Raw genomic sequence first — 13,319 nt, forward strand, 5'->3', positions numbered from 1 at the left:
AATAGGGTTTGTTGTAAAACTTTTACAGTAAACTCTATTTGTGTTATTATTTATTGAACAAATATTTTTCGGATATAATCATTTTGATAATCGGTGACATAAATAGTTCCCGAACCATCTATACACAGATTAATCGGCTCATTAAATTGAGCAACATTAGCATTACCATTGGTAAAGCCCATAGTACCAGAACCCGCATAGGTAGACACGACTCCTGCAGGAGTAATTTTACGAATACGATGATTATCTTTATCGGCTACATATATATTACCGTTTGTATCTCGAGTAACTCCATACGGAGAACTAAATTGAGCCACAGTACCTATACCATCTGCATATCCCTGAGTAGATCCTGCAAGAGTGAGTACAGATCCAGTATCGGTAATCTGGCGAATCACATGATTAGAAGCATCTGCTATATATAGGTTTGTGGATAAACCTATTATCACATCTATAGGTTCATTAAACTGGGCTGTGGTAGTGTTCCCATTAATCAAACCACTGATACCAGTACCTGCATACGTAGATACTACACCAGCAGGAGTAATATGTCGAATACTATGATTGCCTGTATCTGCTACATATAGATCACCATTTGCATGCACATCTATCCCATACGGAGAATCAAACTGAGCTACAGTACCTGTACCATTTACAAAACCGCTAACACCCGACCCTGCAATAGTAGATACTACTCCGGTAGGGGTAATTTTTCTAATTCGATGATTATCAGTATCTGCTACATAAAGATTTCCTGAAGCATCTATGGCCAAACCATTAGGGTTATCAAACTGAGCGGTTATACCGCTACCATCTGCAAACCCGGCAACTCCTGATCCTGCAATAGTCGTAGTTCCTCCCGAAGAAAGGTATTTAAGAATACGGTGTTTTCTAGTGTCTGCTACATATATATTTCCCGAAGCATCTACCACTATTCCTGTTTGCAGTTTATTAAGAGCTAAAATGCTCCCTACATTTACATCAGAAACATTAGTTATGTTTATGGTTACTGTAACGGGGGTTGCGTTTAATGTTCCATCACTTACATGAGCTTGGAATGAGTAACTTGTCCTGGTTTCAAAATCTAAACTCCCTCTGGATTTTAGGCTTATTTCACCAGTATTCACATCAATTTCAAAATTATCACTGTGTACATTATTAGCCAACCTATAGCTAACCGCATCAGCCTCTGGATCTGTTGCACTCAAAGTACCTATAACAACAGTTTCTGCTATATTTTCGGCAGCAGTAAATGTAGTAGAGCTATTCCCAAAAACAGGGGCTTCATTTACATCAGTAACCGTAATAGTAACCTCTGCAGATGTTGTAAATGTTCCATCGTTTACAGTAACTGTTACCGTATGTCTTGTAAGAACTTCGTAATCTAAAAATCCTGATTTTAGTTTGATTTCATTACCTGTAATTTCAAATTTGGCCAAAGCACCGGTAAGATTCGTAATTGTATAGGTAAGATCATCATTATTAGGATCGGTAGCAACTACAGCTCCCAGTACAATACTTGATGTTGGATTTTCTGCCACACTAAAAACCTGATCTGCAATAACAGGTGGCATGTTTTCGTCTACATCAATAACAGTAATCGTTATTTTCGCAGCTGCTTTGGCTTTACCATCGGTTACTTCTACAGTGATTTCATAAGAGGTTTTGGTTTCAAAATCCAATGTTTTTCCCGCTACCAGGCTTAGTGCTCCAGCTTTAGTAATTTCAAATAAATCATCACTATTTGCAGTAATACTATAGCTTAACTCCTCTTTGTCTGCATCGGTAGCTTTTACAGTACCAAATATATCTGTATCGGCTGCCGATTCAGATACGTTAAAGGATTGCGCTTTAATTTCTGGCGCTATATTGGCTGGAGGAATTACAATCGTTGTTGCCTCATCATCTTTGCTACAACTATTAAGGAGTAATACTACACCAATAGTAAAAAGCATGAAGATTTTATATCTATTTTTCATTTTGTTATGGCTATTTTGGGTATATCATTGTTTTATTAAACATCAACCTCATCTCAGGTCCTAAAACCTGAGATGAGGGTTGCTGTACGTATGTTTATTGAATGATGATCTTACGGAGGAAGTGATTGCGTTCATCAGCAACGTATACAGTTCCTGATCCATCAACAACTATTCCTGAAGGAAGATTAAATTGTGCTACTGTACCTATCCCATCGGCCCAACCTCTACTAGATCCTGCCAAAGTAGATACTACTCCAGCTGAAGTGATTTTACGAATACGATGATTTATCCTATCGGCCACATATAAATTACCTGATCCATCTATAGCTACTCCAGTAGGTTTAAAAAACCGGGCTGATGTACCCGTACCATCTGCATACCCATCATTAGATCCTGCTATTGTAGATACTACTCCGGATGGAGTAATTTTACGGATGCGACTATTACTTTCATCGGCTACATATATATTTCCTGAACTATCTACAGCCAACCCTGCAGGATTATCAAATCGAGCCGTAGTACCTGTCCCATCAGCAAAACCTTCATTTAATCCTGCAAAAGTTGAGACTACTCCTGTTGGAGTAATTTTACGAATACTATGATTAGACCAATCCGACACAAAAATGTTCCCTGATCCATCAACAACTATTCCCGTAGGGTGATTAAATCGAGCTGTAGTCCCTGTACCATCTGCATATCCCTGAGTAGACCCAGCCAAAGTAGTTACTACTCCTCCCGGAGTAATCTTGCGAATACGATAATTGTTTCGATCGGTTACGTATACATTACCCCCTCCGTCTACTGCTACTCCGTAAGGAAAATTAAAGCGAGCTGCAGTTCCTGTACCATCCGCATATCCCTGAGAACCTCCTGCAAGAATAGTTACCGTACCATTTGTATTGACCTTACGAATACGATGATTAGCATAATCCGCTACATATATATTTCCAGACCCATCTATAGCAATTCCAATTGGAGTATTATAAAATTGAGGAACACCTCCGTTAGGTAATGCTCCTACAGTAGTTACACTTACATCAGTTACATCGGTTACATTAATTTGCACTCCATGCTGCAAGGCAGTAAGGTTTCCATCGGTTGCTTGCACTGTTATGGTATGACTGGTTTGGTTTTCATAATCTAGAAACTTCCCTGTTGATAAACTAATTTCTCCAGCACTGTTGATCTCAAAAAGACTGCCCGGGTTATTATTAAGCGTATAAATTAGATTATCCCCTTCAGGATCTGTAGCCGTTACCGTAGCAATAATAACCGTATCATCAATATCTTCTGGTTGACTAAAAGTATAATTCCGATCCGGGAATGTTGGCGCTTCATTTACATCTGTAACATTAATAGTAATCTGAGCAGATGCCGTAAGTGTTCCATCGTCTACAGTAACAGTAACATTATGTTTTGTAAAATCTTCATAATTTAAAACACCTGATTTTAGCTTGATCTCATTACCTGTAATTTCAAATATGGCTACTGTACCAATAGAGTTAGTAAGTGTATACGTTAGCGTATCACCATTGGGATCTGTAGCAACTACGGTTCCAAGTACAGTACTTGATGTTGGATTTTCTGCTACACTAAACGTTTGATCCACAATAACGGGTGGCATGTTTTCATCTACATCGATAACTGTAATCGTTATTTTTGCAGCTGCTTTAGCTTTACCATCGGTTACTTCTACAGTGATCTCATGAGAAGCTTTGGTTTCAAAATCTAATGTTTTTCCTGCCACAAGACTTAATGCTCCTGTTTTAGTAATTTCGAAAAGATCATCACTATTTGCAGTAATACTATAGCTTAGCTCCTCTTTATCTGCATCGGTAGCTTTTACAGTACCAAATACATCTGCATCTGTCACCGATTCTGAGGCATTAAAAGATTGTGCCTTGATCTCAGGAGCATTATTAGCCGGTGGAGAAGTTGTTGCATCATCATCTTTACTACATGATAGTGCCAGTATTGCTACAAAAAGCAACAGTAGTTTTATTGTTTTCATACTATGTTTTTAATTATTTGAAAAAGGTTCTATTTTACGAACACTGTGATTTGATTCATCTGTTACATAAAAAACTCCGGATGCATTTACTGTAATCCCGGCAGGTTGTCTGAATCGCGCTGTTGCTCCGGTACCATTTACAAATCCAAAATCATTTGACCCTGCAAGAATACTTACCACACCTGTAGATGTAATCTTGCGGATACAGTGATTACTCCTATCGGTTACATATAGATTTCCTGAATTATCAATAGTTATACCTTCTGGGGTATTAAACCTCGCTTGCGTACCTGTACCGTCTGCAAAACCTTGATTTGTTCCTGCAAACGTAGTAACTACACCTGCTGGAGTGATTTTACGAATACGGTGATTAAAGCCATCTGTTACATATACGTTATCATTATTATCTACTGCAACATCATGTGGGGCTTTAAACATCGCTGCAGTACCTGTGCCATCTGCAAAGCCACGAGAGCTTCCTGCAAGGGTAGTCACTACACCAGCGGGGGTAATTTTACGAATACGGTTGTTTCCATAGTCTGCTACATAAACATTGCCATTACTATCTACATCCAACCCATAAGGTTCATTAAACTGTGCAACGGTACTCGTACCATCTGCAGAACCTACAACACCAGAACCTGCTAGCGTAGTGACTACACCTGCTGGAGTTATTTTACGAATACGGTGATTAAAGTAATCTCCTACATATATGTTATCATTTGCATCTATTGTTATACCGTATGGAGCGCGAAACTTTGCTGCGGCACCAGTACCATCTGCATATCCATAAGTACTTCCTGCAAAAGTACTCACTACCCCTGCAGGGGTAATTTTGCGAATAACATTATTGTTTCGATCTACTATGTAGATATTACCATTACTATCAACATCTACCCCTATTGGAGTCGAAAACTGTGCTGATGTACCTGTACCGTTTGTAAAACCAAGTGTGCCATTACCAGCTAGAGTACGTACTCGAAATCCTTCACTCCCTGCTTCTAAAACATCTGTTACATTAATGAGTATTTGAGCAGAACTTTCTCCTCCATTTCCATCAGAAACTGTTATGGTAATTGAATGGTTAGTATTTGATTCGTAATCCAAAACCTTATTAGGGGCAAGACTTAGTATCCCATCTCCTGTAATTTCAAATAAGTTATTATCATTACTTTCAACTCTATAGGTTAATGTATCCCCTTCCGGATCTGTTGCGGTTACGACATCAATAACAGTATTTGTAATATCTTCGGCTACTGTAAATGTTTGATCGTCAATCACTGGTGGTTGATTTTCGTTTACATCTGTCACGGTAATCGTTATTTTTGCAGCTGCTTTGGCTTTACCATCGGTTACCTCTACAGTGATTTCATGAGTCGTTTTGGTTTCAAAATCTAATGTTTTTCCTGCTACCAAACTTAGTGCTCCCGCTTTTGTGACCTCGAATAGGTTATCACTGTTTGTGGTAATACTATAGCTTAATGCATCTTTGTCTGTATCGGTTGCTTTTACGGTACCAAATACATCTGTATCTGTTGCTGATTCTGATACGGTAAAGGATTGCGCCTTGATCTCTGGGGCTTTATTAACTGGTGGTACTGCATCATCATCTTTACTACAGGATAGTGCTAGTATCACTATAGATAGCAATAGTAGTTTAATTGTTTTCATAGTACAGTTTTTCATTATTATGGGTTACTTTTTTTGATGTTTGTTTTCGATGTATCCTTGAGTGTGTTAGAAAAGGAAGGGATTCCTTCTAATAGTTTTTTAAGAATGTTTTGTTTCCAAATAGTTACCAATTACTAAAACATTGATATAGCTATGTTTTGGTTTAGAAAAGTGCAATACATTCTGAAGTAAATATTCAAATCGGAGTAGTTGTTTTACCATATTTTATTTTTTTGAATTACTAATCATTGGCAAGAATACAGACAACTGGGCAGAAGCAAACAAATGAGTTTGTGAAACGCTATTTGAGTTTGTGAATGGAAAATTTTGCTATAAAAAAAAAGGTATGCTACTGATAATATGAAGTATATCATTCTATAAATGAAGTGGCAATCTATATTTTGAAAGCTATAAAAAATGAAGTCGTTTAAACTTTTTTAGGATAAAACAGTATACCAGGGGGTACTTATCAAGTACCCTCCCCCTACTGCAGAAGTACCCCTCCCCGTGTGCAAACACAGGGACATCCAATGTTCAACACAAGTACTACCTCTGTTCAACATAGGACACACCTCTCTTTTAAGTACCCCCTCCCACTAATCGAAGTACCTCTAACCAGAGTTACAGGCAGCAGCACCCACTACCATAAGTCCCCCTCTAACGTATATACCATCAACTTACCCACTTATATAAGTACCCTCCCCCACTTAGGTAAGTGGGGTTTAGCCCATTTTGTATGGTATAATACCATTTAGTTCTTATCCTGATAATGCGTGTACATACCTCCAAGCTGATTTTAATTTTCGGTAATCAGTTTTTCAATTATTGAATTAAAATTATTTTGGTTGAGCCCTATTAATTCGTTTGTTTTCTTTAAAAAGCTTTCTAATTTATTTTGTCTTCCTGCATTGATTAATTTTAAAACTCCTTCAATACCTTGTTTCTTCTGCACCAAGTTAACTATCAAACCCGAAATGGTAGAACGAACTGAGACTTCGGGTGCTATATGATCAAAGATTTTTACATTTTCACTAAACAGTTCAAAAAGATTTGTATTCGTATTTTTTGACAGATACTCTTTTAATTCATCTACAAGTCTATTATGAGTAATCATTTCCCCATTTGTATCTGTATAATAGGCATTACCCCAGCTATATGCCACTCCTTCTTCTGTAATCCAATTTCGGTTTTTTCGTTCATTTATTTTTCCCGAATAGTAATGTAACATATCATGTGAGAAATCTTCGTTATTCATTACAGAAAATATTGTTTTGTCGACAACACCATAACCATCTTTATATTTACCTTTTTCTTTAACCGAATATACTATCCCTCGTAGGTTTAAAATTTCTTGAAAATTATCACACATATAAAAATCAATCTTTTCAGGTTTCAAACCTAAATTATTAGCAATTTGAGTATTCTTCTTATCAAATAACTGAGCTCTTTCTTTATTTATCTTACCTCTATAATGATATGTGATATTACCGATTTCTTCTGTATGCCAATATTTTGTTTGATACTCTAATGGGATTGAAAATGTGATTTTTTTATCCCTTTCTGTTGCAACAAGGTTTACAACATATACAATTGTTGGCAAGGAACTGTTCTTTTGCAAAGTATAACTAATAGATAATGCATATTCATGATTCGAAATTGGATACATATTAATCAATTGTTTGCCCTTAACATTAGAAGTAAGTGTATCCTTTTGTAATTCATAATTCATCAATTTATGAAGGGTTACCATTGTTAAGGTCTGTTTTTTAGCTGTAAGAAAATCAGGGTTTATGTTGCCTTGCTCGATTTCTGAAAAAAGCAACTCTAAAGTATTGCTAATCTTCTCTTTTGTTATAGCACCAATTGGATATTTTGCAAACTCAGATTTCACAATAGTTTCCTGAGAAATTACAGTAGAAAAAGTAAAAAGCAGGCTGGCTATTATATATTTTTTCATCATTTTTTTATTACAGTACATAGAACTACATCACCAATTAATACTCTTTTTGATATGGCATTCTGATCTCTACTCGGGTACCTATAGCCAATTGATCATTATATAAATCAAATATCTGGTATCCCACATCTGTACCATACTGATCTTTTAGGATTTCTAATCGCTGTTGTATAGCATTTAGGGCAAAAGATTCATGGTGATTACCTTGTCGCTCCTGGATTTTCTTTGCTCCCTTCCTACCAATACCATTATCAATAATAGTACATAACAAGTGATCTGTAAAAGTAAAATCTATAGTAAGTTGTTTTTTACCTGCTTTATGTAGCAAGCCGTGTAGTAATGCATTTTCTATAAAGGGCTGTACTATTAAAGAGAGTACAGATAAGCCCTCTGTATTTATGCTTTGTATAGTGTATGTAAAATCATCTTCGAATCTCAATTTCTCTAATTGAAGATATACATCTAAGAACTCTAGTTCTTTTTCTATTGCTATAAAATTTTTACTAGAATAGTTTAAGGTGTTTCTAACCAACTGCGCAAACAAAACGATATAATCATAAGAAGAATCTGTATTTTGCTGAAGGATTAAATCCTGAATAGAATTGAGAGAATTAAATATAAAATGAGGATTCATTTGAGATTTTAAAGCTTTTAATTCGCTTTCTTTATATTGCTTTTCTATCTCTAATCGTTTTTGGGTTTCTTGAAATTCTAAGGTTATTAATTCCATTTTCTTTCTGGTACGTAATCTTCCAATTAAAAACAATGCACTCATTAATATTAAAATTGAAATAATAATGGCTCCAATAAGGTAATTTTTATTTTGTCTTGATGTAGCTTCAGCAAGTTTGGTTTTGGCTTCTGCAGCATCTTTTTGGGCTGCTATTTTATCTGTTTCGTAAGCTACCTTTAGTTTTTCGGTAAGTGCTTTACGTTCATTCGAATCTATAGAATCCTTTAACTTCTTGTATGCCGTATTAAACTCTGTAGCCTTTTCCTGATCTTGCAATATGCTATAAGCTATAAATAAATTTTGAAGGATATGCTTTTTAAAGTGTAAACTAGCTCCCGAATCTTCATAATTTTGTAATGCATTTAAATATATAGGGACAGATTCTTCATGTTTTCCTTGCAAAGATTTGATTTGTGCTATCTGCATATAAGCACTGCCTATACGCACGATCTGTTTTGTTTTTATATAATATACTAACGGTTCATTAATAAACTCCAATGCCTTCTCATATCTTTTTTGCCTTTTATATAAGTTGCTTAAAGACATTTTCATTACCATTTCCCCGGGTTTAAACCCTACTTCACGACACATTAGAACACCTTTGGTATAATATTCTTCGGTTTGATCTAATTTTCTAAGTTTTAAATAGAGATTTCCAATATCAAAATATGTTCTGGCTCTTGCAGGAGAAGGAGGATCTTTCTCGGTTAATGTCAAATTTTCTAAAGCTAATTCTATACTTTTTTTATCATCTCCAGAATTGGCATATACAATTTGCAAACCACTATTTGCTATTAGTTTTTGCTGTTTTGTACCAAAAGCATCTGCTTCTTTTTTAGCAATAATAGCTTGTTTCATCGCATTATCCCATACTCCCTTAGCTCTATAATATCGAGCCATTTCATTTTGTATACTTATGCTGTGATATTTAGCATCTATAGTTTTAGATATTTTGAGTGCTTCCTGAAGATAAGGTAGTACTTTCTCCATATCTCTATCTATATAATAATAGGCTATTTTGATCAAGGAATTAACCCTTACAGTATCTTGTTTAACATTATTATTTAGAACGGTAATAAGGCTGTCAATCGATTTTTCCTGAGAAAAAACATTGAACGAAATTAGGATAGCCAGAAGGAAGTTGCTTTTTTTGAACATCTTGAATTAATAATCACCGGCAAGAATACAGATGACTATATAGAAGAGTACAAATGAGTTTGTGAAACTCAATTTGGGTTTGTGAACAGGATTAATATTTCTTTTTGTAGGGCATTCTGATTTCTACTTTTGTACCTGTGGCGAGCTTATTATCATATAAATCTTGTACATGATATCCTACCGCTATACCATATTGTTCTTTTAAGATTTCTAATCGTTGTTGTATAGCTTCTAGGGCAAAAGATTCATGATGTCCTCCTTGTCGCTCCTGCATTTTCTTTGCTTCTTTTCTACCAATACCATTATCGGTTATAGTACATAAAAGATGGTCTGTAAATGTAAAATCTATGGTAAGTTGTTTTTTACCTGCTTTATGTAGTAAGCCATGGATCAGCGCATTTTCTATAAAAGGTTGTACTATTAATGAAGGAACAGATAAACCTTCTGTATTGGTATGTTGAATAGTATATGTAAAATCATCTTCGAATCTTAATTTCTCTAATTGAAGGTATATTTCTAAGAATTCTAGCTCTTTATCAATAGTAATAAAGTCTTTATTAGAATAGTTTAACGTATTTCTAACCAGTTGTGAGAACAAAACCACATAATCGTATGATGAATCAGTGTTTTGCTGAAGAATTAAATCCTGAATAGAATTAAGGGAGTTAAATATAAAATGTGGGTTCATTTGAGATTTTAAAGACTTCAATTGTAAAAATGCCAACTCATTCTTTTTACTTAGCTCTAATTCTTTATAGGCCGCTTCAAGATCTTGTTTGTTTTTTTTTAATTCAATTTCCTTTTTCCTATTTAATGATTGCGAATAATTTAATATAACATAACTCGCAACAAAAATGGATAATATCAAAATAGGATTCATCGTTTTCTCTGGATACAGACCTGTAGTTATCACAAAAGGGACGTAATATAATCCCCAACAAAGTAACATGATTGATAATGTTATCCACTTATTATCAATTAACACAAGAGCTATCAAAGGACATAAGAAGTAAAAATTCTCCATCAAAATAGAGGACTCAATAAAGTTTGCAAAAACGAATATGACCAAAATGAGCACCAAAATAAATAAGACACGAGCCATGTTAAACAAAAAGCATTTAATAATCGTATTCTTTTATGCTCTACCTTATTATCTTGATAGATACCCGTATTTATAAGTTGTTTATATAGCCTCTTTATTTTAGTCAATTTATACATGATTATAAAACCTCATCAATATCTCTTTTGAAAAGGCATCCTGATTTCTACTTTGGTACCTGTACTTATTTGATTATCATATTCATCAAATACGGTATACCCAACCTCATTTCCATATTGTTCTTTTAGGATTTCTAATCGTTGCTTTATAGCTTCCAGGGCAAAAGATTCATGACGACCTCCTTGTCGCTCCTGGATTTTCTTTGCTTCTTTTCTACCAATACCATTATCGGTTACTGTACATAATAGATCATCTGTAAATGTAAAATCTATAACGAGTTCTTTTTTACCCTCTTTGTGTAATAAACCATGGATCAGCGCATTTTCTATAAAAGGTTGTACGATTAGTGAAGGAACAGATAAACCTTCTGTATTGGTATGTTGAATAGTGTATGTAAAATCATCTTCGAACCTTAATTTCTCTAGTTGAAGGTATACTTCTAAAAACGCTAATTCTTTATCAATAGCAATAAAGTTTTTATTAGAGTAGTTTAAGGTATTTCTAACCAGTTGTGAGAATAACACTACATAATCGTATGATGAATCGGTATTTTGTTGAAGGATTAAATCCTGAATAGAATTAAGCGAATTAAATATAAAATGAGGATTCATTTGAGATTTTAAAGACTTCAATTGTAACAAGGCTAATTCACTCTTCTTAGATTCTTCAAGTTTTTGATATGCCTGGGCTAATTTTTCTTCATTACGTATATTTAGTTTTTTAAAATAATTAACTATTGCGTAAATACAATAAAATAAAATTATGACCACTACACCGTTCATTCTGTTTGGGTGATCTACTGGATATATATCGAGATAATAGTAAGGAATAAAAAAGCAAACTATACTTACCAATGTAAATATTATAGGTAAAGTTTTTTTTTGATAAATCGATAAACAAATACCTGGAATTAGAAGGAAGTAATACTCTGTATAAATCCCAGGGTTAACCATTACGGTAGATAAATTTATAAAAATGAATAAATATAAAATCCACAACATTTTTGCGAACCCAAAAAACCTTTTCTTATTACATACCAATACAGAAATTAAATAAAACTGGGATATATAACTTATGATATGCGAACTTAGAGGTTTTTGAATAAAAATTAAATCTCCTATATAAAAAAGTATACTGGTATGTAAAGCAATCAGTATATAAATATTTACCAGTCTTGTATGCTTATTTTGTATCGCACTAAATTCATCGTGGGTACCAATAGCTATTATTTTTTTGTACCAGGCTGTTATTCTTTTTATCATCCTTTATCCCTTTATAAAATCAAATATCCCTACCGATTCAGTATTTTTTCTGAAAAGGCATTCTAATTTCGACTTTTGTCCCTGTAGCATACCCATTATCATATAAATCAAATACCTGGTAACCTACCGCTGTACCATATTGTTCTTTTAAGATTTCTAATCTCTGTTGTATAGCTTCTAACGCAAAGGATTCATGACGACCTCCCTGTCGCGCCTGAATTTTCTTTGCCTCTTTTCTACCAATACCATTATCGATAACCGTGCATAGTAGATCATCGGTAAATGTAAAATCTATAGTGAGTTGCTTTTTACCAGATTTGTGTAGTAACCCGTGAATCAGGGCATTTTCTATAAAAGGTTGTACGATTAGTGAAGGAACAGACAAACCTTCTGTATTAGTATGTTCGATAGTATATGTAAAATCATCTTCGAACCTTAATTTCTCTAACTGAAGATATATTTCTAAAAATTCTAATTCTTTATCAATAGCAATAAAATCTTTATTAGAATAGTTTAATGTATTTCTAACCAATTGTGCGAATAAAACGATATAATCATAAGAGGCATCTGTATTTTGCTGAAGAATTAAATCCTGAATAGAATTAAGTGAATTAAAGATAAAATGAGGATTCATTTGAGATTTTAAAGACTTCAATTGTAAAAATGCCAACTCATTCTTTTTGCTTACTTCTAATTCTGAATACGCCTTTTCTAACAGTAGTTTTTGCGTTTCTATAATACTATTTTGTTTCTGTAATTTATCATTATTCTCTTTTAATGCTAGTTCATTCTTTATGTTTAGATTTTTAAAGAGATTCACAATAAAAAATACTCCAACAAACATAAATACAACATTGGTGTATCCAAAGTATTTTTCAGGGTAAATAGAATATAAATAATTAGGAAGATAAAATGCTATAATAGATAGAATTAAAAATATATAATGAATGTTTTTTTTATCAAAAAATAATATAGAAAATAAAGGGATTACTATGTACTGATACTCTGCATAAAATCCTTTAAAAGTAACATTAGAGTGCAAAAAAAGGATAAGCATTACAATAGATATAAATACTAACCTAGATAGAAAAAGGTATTTCCGTTTTTGTAGATATAATATCCCACAAAATATAACAATTTCGGCCACTAGAATAATCATTCGAGAAGTAGTTAATTGTTGTATTGCAAAATCAAAACATAAAAAGAACAACGAAGCAAATAAAGAGATCAAAGAACATAAATTAAGAACTTTAGAGCGTTTTTTCTCTAATGGAGTACTATTTTCAGTTATCCCAAGATTAATTAATTGTAGTAATATATTCATAAAGT

Annotated in this window: 8 protein-coding genes; all 8 read right to left on the reverse strand. The window is 33.8% G+C overall.

The genetic code is table 11. From position 1 onward, the window contains the following. Positions 1-50 precede the first annotated feature (50 nt). The gene (locus tag DG435_RS06495; protein WP_106794156.1) at positions 51-1,979 is read right to left on the reverse strand and encodes a cadherin domain-containing protein; all 1,929 of its coding nucleotides are present in this window, start codon (positions 1,977-1,979) and stop codon (positions 51-53) included. A gap of 94 nt (positions 1,980-2,073) precedes the next feature. After that, complete coding sequence (locus DG435_RS06500) at positions 2,074-3,990, reverse strand: NHL repeat-containing protein (protein WP_106794157.1); 1,917 nt, start codon at positions 3,988-3,990, stop codon at positions 2,074-2,076. A 9-nt stretch (positions 3,991-3,999) separates the two neighbouring features. Next, positions 4,000-5,661, reverse strand: a complete 1,662-nt coding sequence (locus tag DG435_RS06505) for a cadherin domain-containing protein (RefSeq protein WP_159025705.1) — start codon at positions 5,659-5,661, stop codon at positions 4,000-4,002. Between the two features lie 796 nt (positions 5,662-6,457). Then, a complete protein-coding gene (locus DG435_RS06510; protein ID WP_106794159.1) occupies positions 6,458-7,618 on the reverse strand; it encodes a hypothetical protein in 1,161 nt (386 codons plus the stop codon). A 37-nt stretch (positions 7,619-7,655) separates the two neighbouring features. Further along, a complete protein-coding gene (locus DG435_RS06515) occupies positions 7,656-9,341 on the reverse strand; it encodes a histidine kinase (protein WP_159025706.1) in 1,686 nt (561 codons plus the stop codon). A 259-nt stretch (positions 9,342-9,600) separates the two neighbouring features. Then, complete coding sequence (locus tag DG435_RS06520) at positions 9,601-10,458, reverse strand: sensor histidine kinase (RefSeq protein WP_159025707.1); 858 nt, start codon at positions 10,456-10,458, stop codon at positions 9,601-9,603. A 284-nt stretch (positions 10,459-10,742) separates the two neighbouring features. After that, the gene (locus DG435_RS06525; RefSeq protein ID WP_108840572.1) at positions 10,743-11,990 is read right to left on the reverse strand and encodes a sensor histidine kinase; all 1,248 of its coding nucleotides are present in this window, start codon (positions 11,988-11,990) and stop codon (positions 10,743-10,745) included. 37 nt (positions 11,991-12,027) lie between these two features. After that, entirely contained in the window at positions 12,028-13,314 is a 1,287-nt protein-coding gene (locus DG435_RS06530; protein WP_108840573.1) for a sensor histidine kinase, read from the reverse strand. Positions 13,315-13,319: the final 5 nt, after the last annotated feature.

The organism is Aquimarina sp. Aq78 (assembly GCF_900299525.1).
Lineage (GTDB): Bacteria > Bacteroidota > Bacteroidia > Flavobacteriales > Flavobacteriaceae > Aquimarina.